We start from the raw sequence: 17,973 nt of genomic DNA, 5'->3' as shown, positions 1-17,973 counted from the left end.
ACGAAAGACATACCATAGCGATCTTTTGGACTAAAATCAAATACCAAAATACAACTAAAATTGAAGAAAAGATAACGTCTTCAATTCCTGTCTTCTTTTCCTGGAGAAAAACAGCAAAAAAATATTTTATGAATATGGCAGATTATATTTTTATTCCTAACTTATTTTACTGTATGCCGGATCCAAAGACCCGGCCATAATGTTACGGTGATTGTTCCTGATTAACTACCTTTATAGGGAATGGACGTGGTGCTTTTTGTGTTTTTAGAAAATTGGTGATTTGATCAAGTTGGGCAATGGTTGCAGAGGAAATAAGTCCAGTCGTACAAGTGGATTTTTGATAAGTATCTGTCACAATAACGTAATTGCCTAAATTTTTTACTACAGAACAAGCGCAGGCTGCTTTTGATGGATTCTTCGGATCAATGATACAAGGTTTATCAAGGCACCAAGCCCAGGGGCGGCTATTAGCACAACTTGCATAACTCTTAATTGGATAATAGCGTGAATAGATCAGTTGTCCTTTCTTCGTGTTTTTAACTTGTTGGCATTGCTTGGTACCCGCAGAATAACCTGTCTTCACATCACAATCACAAGCAACAATCCCTTTCTTCCCTGCTACAGGAGTACATTTCGCTGTCGTGCAGAGTGCATATTTACTGGCACAAGCGATGAAATTTGTGGTTTGAGCAACTAAATTGATATTGGCTATCAACAGAATAAGAAGCAGAAGTCCTTTCATATTATTTCCTTTTTATATTCTAGAAAATAATTTCAGGATAATTATGGTAGGAAGTCAAGCGAGCAACTGGTAAATTAAAGTGATAAACTCTGTTCTAATCGGAGACAAACCTCACGGCATCGGCCGCGGGAGCCATTATGTTGTGCTATTGTACCCCTCGTCATTCGCAGCAAAGATAGGGACTCATTAATCTTTTTTGAAATCTAACTCATGTTCATCTTGGTAAAAATCTTTTTTCGCTAAAGAGTTTTTTACGCAGGCTTTTCTTCTTGAAATGACTAAATAAGCAAAGGGTACAATGTATAAGGAGAATAAGGTTCCAACTAACATGCCTCCGATAATAACAAGCCCTAATTGTTGTCTACTTTCACTGCCTGCACCTGTGGCCAAGGCTAAGGGAAGAGCGCCGAGAATCATTGCCAGAGTAGTCATTAAAATGGGCCTAAAACGGATGCGTGCCCCTTCAAGAACGGCAGCCATTCGCTCCTGTCCAAGATTAATCTGTTGATTGGCAAATGCTGTAATCATAATCCCGTGTTTGGTAACAAGTCCGATGAGCGTGATGATTCCGATATTGCTGTAAATTGATAAACTTTCGTGGAAAATAAAGAGTGTAAGAATGGCACCTACTAAACTTAAAGGAACACTAAAAAGAACAATTAAGGGATCAATAAAACTTTCAAATTGAGCGGCTAAGACTAGATAAATAAATAATAATGCCAGTAAAAATGCATAAAAGCTGCTTCCAGCTGACTCCAAATAGTCTTTTACAGCACCCGTAAAACGGTATTGAATGTCGTCAGGAAGCTTTTCTTGTAATAAATTTTGTACATCTTTAATGACTTCATCAAGATGTGCCTCAGGCCCAAGTTCAGCACTGATATTGGCGCTGCGCATGCGATTTAAATGAGGAAGGTTATCGGGTCCTATGGTGTTATGAACATTAATTAAGGTGGATAACGGGATCATCCTTCCACGACCACTTTGCACATACAGTTTGTTAAGCACGGCAACATCTCGTCTCTCTGCTTGCTGTACTTGCAGAATAACTTTATAAGCCTGACCTTCATAGGTAAAGTTGGCAGGGTTGCTACCACCTAACATGGTTGATAATAACTCGGCAACATCAGCTAGATTAACATCTAAATCGGCAGCTAATTGTCGATCAATTTCAATATTAATTTGTTCACTGTCGAGTGCTAAAGTATTTTTTACATGTTTAAGGCCGGGGTAATCATCAAGAATCCTGACGATTTCACTACTTATTTCATTAAGTCTTAAATAAGAGGTATTGCCCAACAGTGCTAAACTAAATTGACTATTGCCTATGCGTTGGCCTAATGGATTGGGACTCACTGGAAAAACATTGACGCCAGTGATTTTTTGCATTTTCTCGCTAAGGTCATTACTTATTTCCTTTTGCTTTCGATGTCGCTCTTTCCATGGCGTAAGTTTTAGTAATGTAAACGCTGATGTGGGTCTTATTGATGCAAGATAAGCTGATTTCTCGGGAATTGTTTCATAAATGGATTCCAGCTCTTGGGTATATTGATCAGTATAATGAGTACTGGAGTTGGTTGGCGAAGAGAGTGAGCCAATAATATAACCTTGATCTTCAGAGGGTGCTAATTCTGCACCTAATTGGTGATAGCATAAAAAACCAATAAAACAGCAACTCAATAAAATACCAATCAACAATAAAGGATGTTTCAGGGCAAAATTTAAACTTTTGAAATAGTGGCCATTTAGTTTTTCAAATTGCTGATTTAACCAGTTACTATAGCGTCCTTCTTTACTATTTAATAACTTTGAACACATCATGGGAGATAAACTTAATGCAATCAAACCAGAGATGAGTACACTAACTGCCAAGGTAATGCCAAATTGCAAAAATAACTTACCAGTGAAACCTGAAACAAATCCCATGGGCGTATAAACGGCAGCTAAGGTAATGGTCATTGCTAAAATGACAAAAATAATTTCATGACTTCCTTTAATAGCGGCCTGCATTGGAGTTAGACCAGTTTGTATATGACGATGACAATTTTCTAATACAACAATAGCATCATCAACAACTAAGCCAATGGCCAGCACCATCGCTAACAGAGTAATTATGTTTAACTCAAACCCTAATAAATACATAGGCCAAAAAGCACTGATAAGACATATCGGAATGGTAATAATTGGGATGATGGCTGCACGTAAATTACCAATAAATAAAAAAACAACAATGGCCACAAATAAGGTTGCTTCAAGAAAAGTTTTATAAACCTCACGAATGGATTGTTTAATAAACAAAGTTGAGTCGAAAACCAGTTGGACTGTAAAATGTGGAGGAAGTGTTGGTTGCAAAATAGCCAGGCTCTTCTTTATCTCTATTGCGACGTCTACTGGATTTGCTGTTGATTGAGCTAATATGGCAAGTCCAACGGCGGGTCTGCCATTAATTCGCAGTAGATTGTCCTCATTCTCACTACCTACGGTTATGGTAGCAAGTTCCCCTAAATGGATCTGCTGGTTATTATGTTGAGCAATTACTAAATCGGCAAAGTTCTTGGCATTTTGTAAACGAGCATGAGTAACTACCGTGTAAAATCGATTATCGCTTTTTATTTGGCCACTAGGGACATCAATGTTTTGTTGAGTGAGTGCTCTTTTTACCTGCGCGACTGTAATATGATGGGCTGCCATTTTTACGGGATCTAATGCGATTTTAACCGCATAATCACGATTACCATGATATACAACCTCTCCCACACCCTTCACTTCTTGTAAAACAGGTTTTATAAAACGATTTACATAGTCGGTAATTTCAAGTGGTGTTTTACTGCCATCGTGAAAGCCTAGTAACAAGACAGGATTGGCATCTGCATCGTTTTTACTGACAGTAGGGGGGCGACTATCTTTGGGTAATTTCGCTTGTATCATTGATAATTTATTACGGATGTCGCTAATGGTTTCATTGATATCAACGCCAAGTTGAAAATCAATATTGATACGACTTTTTCCGAGCATACTTGTTGAGCGCAAGGTATCAATGCCAGAAATACCAGATAAACCATTTTCTATGGGAATAGTAATTTCTTTCTCCACCAGCTCTGGACTTGCACCCTCAAAATCAGTGGCAATATGAACCACGGGTTTATCAATATTGGGTAAGTGCCTCACGACCAGTTTATTGTAATGAAGAAAGCCTGTAATCACTAACAGTAAGGATAAGACAATAGTGAAAACAGGGCGTTTAATGCAAAGTTCTGAAAAAATCACAATCGTTTTTATCCTTGATGAATGTCAATAACAAAGCTGCCTTCTCTAAGTTTGTGTTGGCCACGAATGATGATGACATCATCTTTGTTTAAGCCATTGCAGATTTCTGTCATTGCCCCGTGATGTGCGCCGGTTTTCACAGGTACAGCCACCGCTTTATCATTGCGTAACACGAAAATTTTTTGGCCATTGATAGTGGGGATCAAGCTTTCTTCTGGAACAAGAAGTCGTCTTTTTTTCTCACCAAATTCATGGTTAACACGTACGAATAACCCAGCAGATAATAAATCTTGCTTATTATCAATTAATGCTTCAACAGCAATAGTTCGTGTTTCTTTATCTACAGCAGGATCAATGTAATTCACAAAGCCTGTGTAAACTTCATCTGGAAAAGCATCGGATACCACTGTAACTTGTTGACCTTCTTGCAAACGGGGTAAATAGCGTTCTGGGAGATTATATTCAACACGCAATTTTTGATTGGCCACTAAGCGCACAAGTGGTTGGCCTACTTTCACATATTGTCCAATACTCACTTGCCTTGAACCCAGAGTTCCGGAGAAGGGAGCACGAAGACTTAGCTTTTCAAGTTGAGCTTGCTTTGCTTTCACTGTGTTTTGTTTTCCACGCAAATCAGCTAATGCTTGGTCCAATGCTTGTTCTGAAGCAAGTTTTCTTTTTGCTAACTCGCTAGTACGCTCATAACTGGTTTCACTCAAAGCTAAATTGGCTTTAGCACTTGCCAATTCACTTTTTAAAACGGTTGCATCCAACTGAATAAGCAACGTTCCTTTTTTAACATTTGCTCCAGGTTTGAAATAAATTGCAGAAATTTGCCCCGCAAGCTCAGAACTGATATCGATATTATCGGTGCTGGCCAAGCTTCCTATTGTTTCAAATTGATCAGCAAGAATTTTTGCAGTAACTGGCGCAGTTTCTACTATGACAGGTTTCGGCTCTATAGTTCTTCCATGAATTTTTTGAGTAGGAAAAAATACAGAGTATGTTAGAAAAAGAACAGCCACCAACGTCAACAGCAAGGCTATGGAACGATATTTCATGCAAGTGGCACCTGAAAAGTCTAAATAAACAAGAGATTATAAAGGGGTTTAACTCAGGATTCAAAAAATGCTCTAAAAAAACAATTTGACTTGCTGCTTATGAAGTATTTATTTCCGCAAAAAGAGTATAAAAAATTCAATTTAGAACTATAATTGCATAAAATGCATTCACTAAAAAAACCAATAAAAATAATAGATTGACCAAATTTTCAAAATTGGGAAATAAGATGATCCAATTGCGGTTAGTTTTACTGCTACTGTTTTTAGTTTTTCCACAGCTACAGGGTGTGGAAGCCGCTACACCAGAAACATTGGGCAATGTCTCTTCATCGATAACAAGTTCATTTACGAGTTTGGCAAGACTTATTACGGCAATCAGTTATATAGGGGGGTTAGCCTTTACAATTGTTGCTATTATGAAGTTTAAGCAACACAAGGACAATCCTACCCAGGTGCCTATTGGACAAGCAATTAGTCAAGTGTGTATAGCAGTAGTTTTGTTATTTTTACCCTCACTGCTCGGTTATATTGGGGGTACCCTCTTTGGGAGTGATGCTCGTACTTCTGGTCCTACCGGACAAATTTATTGCTCAGATACTTCTGCTGTTTATAGTGCAGATAGTTGTGGCAAGTAGTGACCTGCATTTGTAAAAAGAAATTGTTTCGTTAGCATGGAACTTGTTTAATTTATATCCCTTCACGCTGACTGTTTGTAAAGGGTTCCTCGCAATGATTTCTTTTAATTATTTTTTTTCATCCTCTAACCAATTAGAAAGTACGTCAATGATTTTGCGGGCTTGATCTTCGCTCGAGATGTTAAATTTTGATTTCATCCAATATTGATTGTTCTTCTTTTGATAACGTCGTATCGAATATTTAACTTGACCAAAATCCTGCTTTGCATTGTCCCAATCTTGATAACGATACATAATTGTTGTCCAAGCACCTTTAGATAATACATGCTTGTCCAATTCTTTTACAGTTTCAGTGCCATTTTCACTATAGGCAATAGTCAAATCATCAACTGTTTCGCTCATGAATACATTCCATACAATAGATTAATTAATCGATGGATTGTAATTTGCCATTGACAAAAGTCAAGTTAAACGGAGTTTGGTATTGGTTAGTTTGATAAGTCCATATTTCAGGCTTTTGATTACTCTGAATAGGTTGATTAATGAATGTGTTATTAACCAAAGAAGGATTACCGCAGGAACCATATACCTTGTTAACGGGGTCGCCGATTTGCACCATTGAGCCACCACAGATAGAGAATGCATTCGTATTGGAACCGTTTATACGTACGGCACTGACTTTATTATCAACAATATCGATTTCAAGCTGCGCACCACTATTAGTGCCTACTGGTAAAGACCAGACTCCATAAAACGCGGATTGTGAACCTTGGTTATTATATAATAGCTGCATGACTGGAACTTTTTGCATCACCGGTGTATTGGATTGCTGTTTGCTGAGTGGTTGACCACAAGCTGATATGACCTGATCAGGGGTCATTCCTAAGTTAATATAACCATGATTTTGAGGGCAATACATCTGTGATTGTGCAAAGGCATTTAAGGACAAACTAAGAGAAGCTATCCCGAAAGCGCTTACTAGGCGACTAGTCATAAGATTATCCTCAAGGTTAATCTGTTTCAAGTATAGCTCCCCTTAACTTTTTTTGCTTACATCCTAAAGGGGAGTGAAGCCTCCATGAATAACGTAATCACTTTTAAAATCACAAGGATAATAAAAGGTGAAAAATCAAAACCGGAAATATCAGGTACAATGCGGCGCCCAATCTCTAATAGTGGCTCGGTAATTAACTTCATAATATCCAGAAAGGGATGCTGCCATGTAGGGTTTACCCAGCTCATAACAACACGAATAAGAATAAGGTAAAAAAGCAAGTTACAAACTTGAACAATTAAATCAGTAAAGGCAAATAGTAGTAAGTACGAAACGGGTAGTAGGAGACCGTGAAAAATTAAACCAATTATCAAATACTTAATGATTTCAATAACAATGATTAAAGCAAAACTCACCCAATCATATTGTTTTAAAGGGGTGTTTTCGGAGTAAATTAAGCGCTCGATGGGATGTACAATGGGATTCGTAAGACGATAGATTAGCTGACTCGCAGGATGCAAGGCACTAATACGAAAATAGCGAAGGGCTATTCGCAACCACAGTACAAAGAGGATTAAATTAAAAAATAGTTCGACTAAAAAATAAGTAACAGCAATTAAACCTGACATAATTTTCTCTCAAAGCTTCGGGTCGGTTGACAATTTTACTGCTTTGGCCAAAATGGCTTGATTTTCTGTACTCCGATGCTCACATACTTCATGTATGCTGCGCTTCGTGTTCAAAAATCAAGCCATTTTGGCTCAAAACAGCGAATTGTCAACCCGGCCCTAAATGAAATCTTTAGCGTAGATAGTTTGTTATTATACGGCGAATATCATAGCAAACTAAATTCTTCTTCCTTATAAAGTTCAGAGCGATAAAGTTAGGAGCTTAGCTGTGCAGCACGTTCGCTGGCAGCTTTCATTGCTTTAAATAACAACTCTTTAAATTCATGGCTATTCAATACGTCTAATGCAGCAGCAGTTGTACCTGCAGGGGAGGTTACTTTTTTTCTTAACTCGCTAATATCAATATTAGGCTTGGATGCCAAGGCTAAGGCACCTTCGAATGTTTGCAAGGTAAAGGTTTTAGCTATTTCTTCATTAAGCCCTAATTTTTTGGCGGCTTCAATCATCGCTTCTATAAAAAGAAAAACGTAAGCAGGTCCACTCCCTGATAAAGCGGTAAAAGGATTCATGTCATTTTCTTCACGAGTCCAATGAACTATGCCTAAGGTTTGAAATATTTCTTCAGCCCATTGTTTATGTAGCGTCGTGACTTGATGGTTTGCAATCATCGGTGTTGCTCCCTTACCAATGGAGATAGGAAGGTTAGGCATGCTACGAATAATTGCCTGTTCTTTGCGACAAGGTTGTGCAAGTGATGCGAGACTTACGCCCGCGGCAACAGAAATGAGGAGGCAATGAGGAGGAAGTGCTAAGCTGATTTCATGCAATACCTCTGCTATTTTCGCAGGTTTAACTGCCAGAATGACAACATCTGCCACATTTGCTATCTCCAAATTGTTGGGCGAGCGGCAGATGTCTTCTAGCATTTCGCTGGCAAGCGAAGGCGCTGCTGCAAAAATTTGATATTTTTTGTTGGCGATTAATCCTCGAGCAATGGCTTGCGCCATATTACCAAAGCCTATAAAACTTATCTTCATTCATGCTCCTTTCTACAAGTTAAGCACTCTCTTCTCTGTCACCAAATAAGGCTCGTCCAATGCGTACGATAGTACTACCCGCTCGAATTGCAGCGATTAAATCTTCACTCATTCCCATAGAAAGAGTATCCATTGATAAGTCCATTTTTTTATTGAGCTCAATAAATAAATGGGTAAGTCGTGAAAGACTTTCATACTGCTGTTCCTCTTCCTTTTGGGGTAGGGGAATAGCCATTAAACCGCGCAATTTTAGATTAGGCAGTTTAATAATGAATGCTGCCAATTCTTCGACTTGTCCAGGACTAATGCCTGACTTGCTTTCTTCATTATCAAGATTAATTTGCAAGCACACATTCAGAGGGGGTAAATAAGCTGAGCGGTGTTTGTTGAGTAAATAGGCAATCTCTTCGCGACTTACACTGTGAACCCAACTGAAATTTTGAGCAATGTTCTTAGCCTTATTACTCTGAATAGGTCCTATAAAATGCCAACAAATGCCTAAAGAATGGAGGGCTTGAATTTTTTGTCGTGCTTCTTGATAGTGATTTTCACCAAAATTTCTTAACCCTGCCTGATAGGCTTCCAAAATTGCATGAATACTGTGCCCTTTGCTAACGGCGAGCAATAGTATTTCCTGAGGGCAACGCTGATAGTATTTTGCACTCGAAGCGATGAGCTCTTGGATGCGATGAATTCTGTCAGTAATGTTGACCATATCAATACGTAAATGTGAGTAGGTTTGTAGCCTTATTAGTATGGCAAGGCTACAAATTCTATTGATTTAAGCGCTTTTCTGTATTTCAATCAATTGCGCAATTCCGCTTTCAGCCAAAGCGAGCATGTTGTTAAGCTGTTCGCGGCTAAAGCTCTTGTCCTCAGCAGTCCCTTGGATTTCAATAAAATGGTTTTCTTCATTCATAACAATGTTCATATCTGTTTCAGCTAAGACATCTTCGGCATAATCCAAATCGAGCACGGCTTGGCCACGATAAATACCAACAGAAACAGCAGCGACATAATTAAAAGTTGGCATTTTGCGTAGTTTTTCACGCGCCACCATCCAGGTAACTGCATCTTTTAACGCAACACAGGCCCCCGTAATTGCTGCAGTACGCGTGCCTCCATCTGCTTGGATAACGTCACAGTCTAAGGTAATAGTATTTTCACCAAGTACTTTTAAATCAACGCAAGTGCGCAAAGAGCGTCCAATTAAGCGTTGGATTTCCAGGGTTCTGCCACCTTGTTTACCTTTGCTTGCTTCACGTTCGGTCCGACTATGTGTTGCGCGAGGTAGCATGCCATATTCAGCGGTTACCCAACCTTGATTTTTGCCTTTCAAAAATCTTGGAACACCTTCGATAACTGATGCATTACATAAGATGCGTGTTTGGCCAAATTCGATGAGAACAGAGCCTTCTGCATGCTGGGTAAAATTTCGAGTAATTTTAATAGGGCGTAATTGGTTAGACTCACGATTACTGGGGCGCATGATAAATCCTCGATAAAATGAGCAAGTATAAACCTTTCCTCTAGACTATGCACCTGGATCTCTCTTATGTCAGCCATTTCTGCCAGACTGTAGAAGAAAGCAACACTGCTGCTTTCATAAGAATTAAAATAATTTTTTTGGAATTTAGAAGGGATATGAATTGAAAAGCAAGGCTTGCATTTGTACAAATTTAGTATATAGTCGCGCCCACGTTAGACGAATTAGTATCACAATATGACGCACAGTATGACCGCTTTTGCCAGGGTGCAACGCCAGTTTGATGCTGGAATTTTCTGTTGGGAAATCAAATCTGTAAACCATCGTTACCTTGATGTATCTTTTCGTCTTCCTGAGTCATTTCGTTTTTTAGAAACTTCATTGCGGACTTTACTGCGTGATAAAGTAAGCCGCGGTAAATTGGAGTGCCAATTAAAATTTCAGGCTTCAGTGGATTGCAATCAATCCATGCTCATTAATGAAAAACTAGTCAATGATTTGCTGGAAGCAGGGGAAAAATTGGCAACCAAAAAGTTTATCGCCAATGATTTATCATTAAGCACTGTTTTGGCGTGGCCGGGTATCGTCGAAGTTAAGCAACCTGATACTGAGTTATTGGGACAGCAGGCGGAACAACTTTTTGAAGAGGCATTAAGGCAACTGTTAGCAGTTCGGGAAGCTGAAGGCAAAGCATTAAAAACGCAAATTGAAATTCGTCTAAAAAAGTTAGATAAAGAAATACAAAATAGCTTGGAACAAGTTTCTACCCTTGGAGGACAGACTCGTGATAAGTTATTTACTCGTTTAAATGGTTTACAATTAGAAGTTGACAATACCAGAGTCGAACAAGAAATAGCTTTGCTGATAGCTCGCGCGGATGTAAGTGAAGAATTAGATCGCTTGCAGATCCATGTAAAAGAAGTTGCTAAGGCTTTGGGAAGTAATGAAGTTGCAGGACGTCGTTTAGATTTTCTAATGCAGGAATTAAACCGAGAGGCGAACACATTGAGCTCAAAATCAGACTCGATTGCCTTAACGCAAAGTGCAGTCGAAATGAAAGTCTTAATTGAGCAGATGCGGGAACAAATACAAAATATAGAGTAAATACTATGACTGTTACTACAGGCAATTTGATAATAGTCGCGGCTCCCTCTGGAGGAGGGAAAACCAGTTTGGTGAGAAAATTGGTCAATGCTATGGATAATATAGCAGTCTCAATTTCCCATACAACACGCAGTATGCGTCCTGGTGAGAAAGATGGCGTTGATTATTTTTTTGTTGATGAGCAGCAGTTCTTGGCTATGGTTAATGAGAGTGCCTTTGTTGAATATGCTCGTGTGTTTGACCACCACTATGGTACTTCGGTTGCGCAAATCAAAGCGCGGTTAGAGTCGGGAATTGATGTGGTTTTAGACATCGATTGGCAGGGTGCACAACAAATTCGTCGCATTTTTCCTGAGTCGCTCTCTGTGTTTATTGTTCCTCCTTCCCTAAATATTCTCAAGCAGCGACTTCTGGGTAGACGACAAGATAATGAAGATGTTATCCAAGAGCGAATGAAACGGGCACAAGATGAGTTAAGTCATTTTCCTGAATTTGATTATCTTATCGTTAATGACGATTTTGAAAAAGCCTCTGTAGAATTGCAGGCTATTGTGATAGCAAATCGCTTGAAAATGAAGCGTCAAGCACAACAGCAGAGAAAACTACTTTCTTTCCTGTTGTCATCGCAGTAAAATAGACTATTTTTGGGCCCTCAAAAGTTCTGCTAAACTCCAAGACATTGATTTTCTGACTTTATTACTTACATATTAGCTATATTAATAGAAAAGATGTTAGAAAATGAGTTACAAGTGAACTAATAGGGCCCATAGCTATCATTGATTGACAATGTTTTAGTTCCTGGAGGGTTGATGTTATGGCACGTGTAACCGTAGAAGATTGCTTAGAACACGTAGCAAATCGCTTTGAGCTGGTAATGGTGGCCACGAAGCGTGCTCGAGAGATCGCCGTACGTGGTGAGCAACCACTGGTTGAATGGGAAAATGATAAACCTACTGTAGTTGCTTTGCGTGAAATTGCGGCAGGATTAATTAAGCCGGATATTCTGGACAAAGACTAATTGAGAATCTTTCGTCACCGTGATTGTGGTTTGAACCTGCAGATTTTTCAGGATTTGTTGCAAATTTTTACTGTTATACTGCCTAAAATCCGGGTTTTACCTTTGCATTGGCGAAAAACTTCAGAATATTCTACTATGGACTTTTACAGCCAATATCTATAAGTGGTAGTTGAAGGGACAGGAGTATTGCGTGAGCTACTTTAAGGCGTTAGACGAAGAGCTTAAATGCTACCTTGAGCAACCGCTTATTGAGAAATGTTATCAAGCTTTCTTAGTGGCTGAAAAAGCACATCAAGGCCAAATGCGCCGTTCAGGTGAGCCTTATATTACTCATCCGGTTGCTGCTGCCTTAATTTTGGCACGCATGCGTTTAGATTATCAAACCATCATGGCGACACTGCTTCATGATGTAGTTGAAGATACTTCAATTAGCAAAGAGGATTTAATTCAGCAATTTGGGGAAGATGTGACTGCATTAGTAGATGGGGTCACCAAATTAACCAAAATTAAGTTTGAATCACGCGCCGAAGCGCAAGCAGAAAATTTTCGTAAAATGGTCCTTGCCATGGTGAAGGACATTCGTGTCATTATTGTGAAACTCGCTGATCGCTACCACAATATGCGCACCTTAGGGGCAATGCCATCGGTGAAAAGACGCCGGATTGCCATAGAAACCCTGGAGATTTATGCCCCGATCGCCAATCGCTTAGGGATGCATGCAATCTATACTGGACTTGAAGATTTAGGGTTTCAAGCCCTCTATCCTATGCGTTATCGCGCCATCAAGTCGGCTGTTGAGAAGTCACGTGGAAATCGGCGCGAATTAACGCAAAAAATTGAGCAAGATTTAGAACAAGCATTAAAACAACTCAACATTCCTTACGAGCATGTTTTTGGCAGACAAAAGCACTTATATAGTATCTATCGTAAAATGCGGCAGAAGAAAGCTTCTTTTGCCGAAATTACTGATGTTTTTGCTTTTCGAGTGATTACAGAAGATATTGACTCTTGTTATCGTGTCCTCGGCGCGTTACATCGTACTTACAAGCCAGTTCCGCAGCGATTTAAAGACTATATTGGTATCCCTAAAGCGAATGGTTACCAATCATTGCACACGACCTTATTTGGTCCTTTTGGAGTACCGCTGGAAGTACAAATACGAACGCGGGACATGGACAAGGTTGCGGAAAATGGGGTAGCTGCACACTGGATTTATAAGTCTTCAGGTTTAGAGGTCAATGAAGCCCAGTTGCGGGCGCGAGAATGGGTGCAGCGATTACTAGAAATGCAACGAAGTACCGGCAATTCTCTGGAGTTTATTGAAAACGTCAAAATCGATTTATTCCCAGATGAAGTTTATGTGTTTACACCTAAGGGGCATATTATGGAGCTCCCTAAAGGGGCTACTCCGGTGGATTTTGCTTATACGGTGCATTCTGGGGTTGGTAACAGTTGTGTCGCGGCAAAGGTTAATCGTCGTTTAGTTCCTTTAAGTATTCCACTGACTAATGGGCAAACGGTAGAAATTATTACGGCCCCTGGTGCTCATCCAAATCCAGCTTGGTTAAATTTTGTGGTAACTGGAAAAGCGCGTTCTAATATTCGTCATTTTTTAAAAAGCCAGCAGCATGCCGAATCCATTGTGCTTGGAAAACGTTTATTGGAACAATCGCTGACGGAATTATCCAGTGACTATGCAAAGGTGCCTCCTGAAACGTTGCAAGCGCTGCTTCATGATTTAAATTATAAATCTTCAGATGAACTACTCTATGCGATTGGTATTGGTAATCAGATGCCAATGGTGATCGCCAAGCGCTTGATCATTTCACAAGAAACTACAGAGCTTGATAAAAGTACGAAGAGTCGACCTTTGGCAATTAAAGGGACAGAGGGAATGGTGGTTCATTTTGCTGACTGTTGCCAACCTATTCCTGGTGATAATATTGTAGGTCGTTTTCAACAAGGTCGTGGTATTATCGTTCATGCTAGTGATTGCCTCAATATCAACCAAGGACGAGGTAATCCCGAACAATTGATTTCGTTGCGTTGGGATGAGCAAGTACAAGGAGAGTACTGGGTCGATATTACCGTCGAGGTGGCCAATCAACGAGGGGTTCTTGCCGCATTAGCGACGGCAATTTCTGAAGCAGAGTCGAATATAGGCAATATTAACGTGGATCCGAGAGATGGTCGCCATAATGCAGTAACTTTTTCCATAAGTGTGCGTGATAGGACTCATTTAGCCAGAGTAATGCGCCGCTTGCGGGCAAATAAAGTAGTGATGCGCCTTTATCGTAATAAGCAGGAGAATAATTAATGCAACCCATTCACAGTGATTTGGCACCAGCAGCGATTGGTACCTATAGTCAAGCAATCCGTTGTGGAAATACTGTTTATTTGTCAGGACAAATACCGCTCGATCCAAAGACTATGCAATTATGTAGCACCGAAGTCCGTATGCAGATTAACCAAGTGTTTGATAACTTAATGGCAGTTTGTGAAGCGGCCGGTGGCAGTCTTGCAAATCTTGTGAAACTGACAGTCTATCTGACCGATTTAAGCCATTTCCCTTTAGTCAATGAGGCTATGACTCGATACTTTGCCGAGCCATATCCTGCAAGAGCGGCAATAGGCGTAAGTGCTTTGCCCCGCGGCGCACAGGTAGAAGTTGAAGGAATCATGGTTCTGCCAAACAAATAAAGATTCCTCAGGTGAATAATTCGGAATATACCAAAGCAGGACGCTTTATGTTCCTGGTAGTTTGGCTCATTTTCTTTGGAATGCTGTTTTTATTTTTCTATTATTATAATAATGCAGATCAAGGAAAATATCAGATTAATGCCGGGACAATCGCTATTACGCCTGATAGGCAGGGGCACTATTATATTGATGGTTTCATTAATGATCATCCTGTAAAATTTTTGTTGGATACGGGGGCGACTTTAGTTGCGGTGCCGGAGCATTTAGCAAAAAAAATGAATTTAAAAGGCCGCTATGCTGTCACGATAAAAACAGCGAGTGGTGAGGTAACCGGTGCCTTAACGCGATTAGAAAGACTTTCTTTTGCTGATTTCAAACTGCAAAACATCAAGGCGGTAATTGTGCCTGGTGATGATGACGAAATTGTTTTATTGGGTATGAACGTATTAGCGCAATTTGATTTATCGCAAAAGGGCAAGCGTTTAATTTTAAAAAAAGAATAGGTTGTCTTTTTAACTTTGCTGCAAAAAAGCAGCAAATCGTACTGAAGGAACAATCACCTCCCGGTAGAATTTGAAAAGGCTTGGTAAACAATTGATTATCTGCTTTTATCTTAGATGAATGATGAGTTTGTATGAGTATAGTTTCTTTTCATGGTGTTACGTTAAATCTTGCGAGCAACTGTTTGCTTGATAAAGTGGATTGGCAGATTCAGCCGCAGGATAGAGTTGCTTTGGTTGGTAGAAATGGGGCTGGTAAGTCTTCTTTGCTGCGCCTTTTGCAGGGCGAGTTAGTAGCTGATAGTGGGCAACTGAGCCGCATTAACGGTTTGCGTGTCGCAGGTTTAACCCAAGAAGTTCCATTAAGCGCTAAAGAATCGGTCTACCATTTTCTCGTAAAAAGCTTAGGTGAGGTTGGAGAGGTACTCTCGCAGTTTCATGCCTTAACTCAAGCAAATGACACAGCTAAGTTAGCGCAATGTCAACAAAAAATGGATAATTTGCATGCTTGGGATATTTTGCCGCGTGTTGAAATGATGGCAAGTCGCTTGGGTGTTGATCCTAATGCCCAGATGAGTGAGTTATCAGGAGGAATGAAGCGCCGTGCCTTATTAGTGGCGGCCTTGATAGCCTCCCCTGATCTATTGTTACTCGATGAGCCAACCAACCACCTTGATGTGAATGCAATCGAATGGTTGGAATCCTATTTAAAGACTTATACAGGCAGTTTGTTGCTAGTGACTCATGATCGTGAGTTTTTAGGTCAAGTGGCAAACCGTATTGTCGAAATTGATCGTGGCAAACTTTACAGTTATGACTGTGATTATGAAACTTATCTTGATAGAAGAGAGGCGAAACGTTTAAGCGAACAAAAACAAAATGATTTATTCGATAAACGTCTTGCTGATGAAGAGACTTGGATACGGACGGGTATTAAAGCGCGTCGTACACGCAATGAGGGACGTGTTCGTGCTTTAAAGGCTATGCGCGAGCAATATAAGGCACGTCGTGAACAATTGGGCAAAGTACAAGCCATTTCTCTTGACGTTTCACGTTCAGGAGCAATGGTCATTGAAGCGAAAAACTTAAATTATAGTATTGCTGGTAAAACATTGGTGGATGATTTTTCTTTATTGCTAATGCGTGGAGATAAGGTTGGAATTATTGGACCTAATGGTTGTGGAAAAACTACCCTTGTTCGTTTGTTATTAGGAGAGTTAACACCGGATTCTGGTTCCGTGCGTCAGGGAACCTCTCTTGAGGTCGCTTATTTTGACCAATTAAGGCGGAAACTTGATGAGCAGCAGACAGTCATGGCCAATGTGGGGGATGGTGCTGATTATGTAACGATTAACGGTCAGCAAAAGCATGTCGCTTCTTATCTTCGCGAATTTTTATTCCCACCAGAGCGCTTTAATCAAACGGTTGCTACACTTTCAGGTGGAGAACGTAATCGCTTACTGCTTGCCAAATTGTTAGCAAAGCCAGTCAATTTGCTGGTTATGGATGAGCCAACCAACGATCTTGATATAGAAACTCTGGAGTTATTGGAAAACATGTTGATGGATTACCCGGGCACATTATTATTAATCAGCCATGACAGGGCATTTATTAATCAGGTGGTCACCAGTGTTTTAGTTTATGAAGGAGAGGGACAATTTAATGAATATGTTGGTGGTTACGAGGATTATCGCACTCAGAAAAAACAGCAACGAGAGACTATAGCAAAACCTGTGAAGCGGGTAAAAAACACGGCGAAACTAAGCTTCAATGAGCAACGGGAATTAGCCCAACTTCCACAAAAAATTGAAGCATTGGAACAAAGGATTGCGCAATCGCAGCTGAGAATGACTGAAGCCAATTTCTATCAACAAGAAGCCCAAGCAATCTCCGCATTTAATCAACAACTGGTAGCCGACGAGCAGGAGCTTGCAAGTCTTTACCAGCGTTGGGAAACGCTGGAAGAAAAGGGGTGATAACATGTTATTAACAGTAGCACTAGTCGTGGTGTGTTGTGCGATTGTTGTGATGTTTTCGCAGGAATTCGCTAATTTTTTTAAGAGGATATTTGCAATTCGTGGTATGAAATTGCTATTACCGCTTATCTTGGCTTCGACTTTGGTAGTTTATTACGATCCGTGGGTTTCCTGGGGATTGTTACAAACCAAACGAATCTTGCACACTGCAGCTGCCACTATAGCTAATTGGCTCTCTTTCAAAGAAGCACTTATCGTTGCAAATATTATTATCCTAATGGGACTAGCAGTCCTCCCTGTTGCTATTGCTAATTTTTGGATAAAACACAAAAGCTTTGAGCCGTTTCGTTTTGCATTTATTACCAGTATGGTCATTTGGCTCATTGTTGCCATCTTGTTGACAGTCAATTATAGCTATTCCTAAATTAGCATTTCTGAACAAATATACCTATTCAATCTGACACCGTATTCCCGTGGCATCGACCGCGGGGTTCGCTGAATGATATCTTCTAAAAAGTTCTAATGGGTTTGCATCTCCCCTAAATGATAAGGGTAACCCTCACGACATTTTTTATAGGAGTAGTAAACATAAGAAGGATTGGTAGAAAAACTATAATGAGTGGCATCATAGGCGCAACAAGGAATCTTGCTCATAAAACAACCACGCTTGGCGTTCCATAAGAAACCACTGCTGGTCATACGCAGAGAGCGCCCGTCCATGCAAACATAACGGGGTTTATCGGGCTTTCCTCCCACAATGCAACCTTGAGCAAAAACTATCCCTGGTAAGAAGGCAAAAATGAAGCAAAATAACTTGTTCATTT

19 protein-coding genes are annotated in these 17,973 nt (G+C 40.0%); 9 read left to right on the top strand and 10 right to left on the bottom strand.

Features of this window, described 5'->3' with window-relative positions:
* Positions 1–202 precede the first annotated feature (202 nt).
* From Lbru_RS15935 to Lbru_RS15925, 3 genes are all read right to left on the bottom strand, one after another.
* Complete coding sequence (locus Lbru_RS15935; RefSeq protein WP_058443100.1) at positions 203–742, bottom strand: hypothetical protein; 540 nt, start codon at positions 740–742, stop codon at positions 203–205.
* 186 nt (positions 743–928) lie between these two features.
* A complete protein-coding gene (locus Lbru_RS15930) occupies positions 929–4,009 on the bottom strand; it encodes an efflux RND transporter permease subunit (protein WP_058443099.1) in 3,081 nt (1,026 codons plus the stop codon).
* An 8-nt stretch (positions 4,010–4,017) separates the two neighbouring features.
* Positions 4,018–5,070, bottom strand: coding sequence for an efflux RND transporter periplasmic adaptor subunit (locus Lbru_RS15925; protein WP_058443098.1), 1,053 nt, complete (start codon positions 5,068–5,070; stop codon positions 4,018–4,020).
* 227 nt (positions 5,071–5,297) lie between these two features.
* Between Lbru_RS15925 and Lbru_RS15920 the strand changes: the two genes are divergently transcribed.
* Positions 5,298–5,705, top strand: coding sequence for a hypothetical protein (locus Lbru_RS15920; protein ID WP_058443097.1), 408 nt, complete (start codon positions 5,298–5,300; stop codon positions 5,703–5,705).
* Between the two features lie 108 nt (positions 5,706–5,813).
* Here Lbru_RS15920 and Lbru_RS15915 read toward each other — a convergent pair whose 3' ends face one another.
* The 6 genes from Lbru_RS15915 to rph all read right to left on the bottom strand — a co-directional run bounded on the left by Lbru_RS15915 (position 5,814) and on the right by rph (position 9,854).
* On the bottom strand, positions 5,814–6,107 hold the full coding sequence (locus tag Lbru_RS15915) for a hypothetical protein (RefSeq protein WP_058443096.1): 294 nt from the start codon (positions 6,105–6,107) through the stop codon (positions 5,814–5,816).
* Between the two features lie 25 nt (positions 6,108–6,132).
* On the bottom strand, positions 6,133–6,699 hold the full coding sequence (locus tag Lbru_RS15910; protein ID WP_058443095.1) for a DUF2845 domain-containing protein: 567 nt from the start codon (positions 6,697–6,699) through the stop codon (positions 6,133–6,135).
* Between the two features lie 56 nt (positions 6,700–6,755).
* Positions 6,756–7,328, bottom strand: coding sequence for a YggT family protein (locus tag Lbru_RS15905; RefSeq protein ID WP_058443094.1), 573 nt, complete (start codon positions 7,326–7,328; stop codon positions 6,756–6,758).
* Between the two features lie 254 nt (positions 7,329–7,582).
* On the bottom strand, positions 7,583–8,365 hold the full coding sequence (gene proC, locus Lbru_RS15900; RefSeq protein ID WP_058443093.1) for a pyrroline-5-carboxylate reductase: 783 nt from the start codon (positions 8,363–8,365) through the stop codon (positions 7,583–7,585).
* A 19-nt stretch (positions 8,366–8,384) separates the two neighbouring features.
* Positions 8,385–9,080, bottom strand: a complete 696-nt coding sequence (locus tag Lbru_RS15895; RefSeq protein WP_058443092.1) for a YggS family pyridoxal phosphate-dependent enzyme — start codon at positions 9,078–9,080, stop codon at positions 8,385–8,387.
* Positions 9,081–9,146: 66 nt separating this feature from the next.
* Positions 9,147–9,854 (bottom strand): ribonuclease PH, encoded by a 708-nt coding sequence (gene rph, locus Lbru_RS15890; RefSeq protein WP_058443091.1) that lies wholly within the window; start codon positions 9,852–9,854, stop codon positions 9,147–9,149.
* 234 nt (positions 9,855–10,088) lie between these two features.
* Between rph and Lbru_RS15885 the strand changes: the two genes are divergently transcribed.
* From Lbru_RS15885 to Lbru_RS15850, 8 genes are all read left to right on the top strand, one after another.
* A complete protein-coding gene (locus Lbru_RS15885; protein WP_058443090.1) occupies positions 10,089–10,955 on the top strand; it encodes a YicC/YloC family endoribonuclease in 867 nt (288 codons plus the stop codon).
* 5 nt (positions 10,956–10,960) lie between these two features.
* The gene (gmk, locus tag Lbru_RS15880) at positions 10,961–11,587 is read left to right on the top strand and encodes a guanylate kinase (RefSeq protein WP_058443089.1); all 627 of its coding nucleotides are present in this window, start codon (positions 10,961–10,963) and stop codon (positions 11,585–11,587) included.
* Positions 11,588–11,769: 182 nt separating this feature from the next.
* Positions 11,770–11,973 (top strand): DNA-directed RNA polymerase subunit omega, encoded by a 204-nt coding sequence (gene rpoZ, locus Lbru_RS15875; RefSeq protein ID WP_058443088.1) that lies wholly within the window; start codon positions 11,770–11,772, stop codon positions 11,971–11,973.
* Between the two features lie 190 nt (positions 11,974–12,163).
* Entirely contained in the window at positions 12,164–14,290 is a 2,127-nt protein-coding gene (gene spoT / locus Lbru_RS15870; RefSeq protein ID WP_058443087.1) for a bifunctional GTP diphosphokinase/guanosine-3',5'-bis pyrophosphate 3'-pyrophosphohydrolase, read from the top strand.
* Positions 14,290–14,673 carry a RidA family protein gene (locus Lbru_RS15865; RefSeq protein WP_058443086.1) on the top strand — a complete coding sequence of 128 codons (384 nt, stop codon included), beginning with the start codon at positions 14,290–14,292 and terminating at the stop codon, positions 14,671–14,673. The genes spoT and Lbru_RS15865 overlap by 1 nt, the downstream gene beginning before the upstream one ends.
* 11 nt (positions 14,674–14,684) lie before the next feature.
* Entirely contained in the window at positions 14,685–15,176 is a 492-nt protein-coding gene (locus tag Lbru_RS15860; protein ID WP_058443085.1) for a retropepsin-like aspartic protease family protein, read from the top strand.
* A 131-nt stretch (positions 15,177–15,307) separates the two neighbouring features.
* On the top strand, positions 15,308–17,149 hold the full coding sequence (locus tag Lbru_RS15855) for an ATP-binding cassette domain-containing protein (protein WP_058443084.1): 1,842 nt from the start codon (positions 15,308–15,310) through the stop codon (positions 17,147–17,149).
* Between the two features lie 4 nt (positions 17,150–17,153).
* A complete protein-coding gene (locus Lbru_RS15850) occupies positions 17,154–17,573 on the top strand; it encodes a hypothetical protein (RefSeq protein ID WP_058443083.1) in 420 nt (139 codons plus the stop codon).
* A gap of 95 nt (positions 17,574–17,668) precedes the next feature.
* Here Lbru_RS15850 and Lbru_RS15845 read toward each other — a convergent pair whose 3' ends face one another.
* On the bottom strand, positions 17,669–17,971 hold the full coding sequence (locus Lbru_RS15845; protein ID WP_058443082.1) for a hypothetical protein: 303 nt from the start codon (positions 17,969–17,971) through the stop codon (positions 17,669–17,671).
* Between the last annotated feature and the right edge of the window lie 2 nt (positions 17,972–17,973).

It is taken from the genome of Legionella brunensis, from assembly GCF_001467025.1.
GTDB lineage: Bacteria > Pseudomonadota > Gammaproteobacteria > Legionellales > Legionellaceae > Tatlockia > Tatlockia brunensis.
This window is presented reverse-complemented; position numbering and strand designations above follow the sequence as displayed.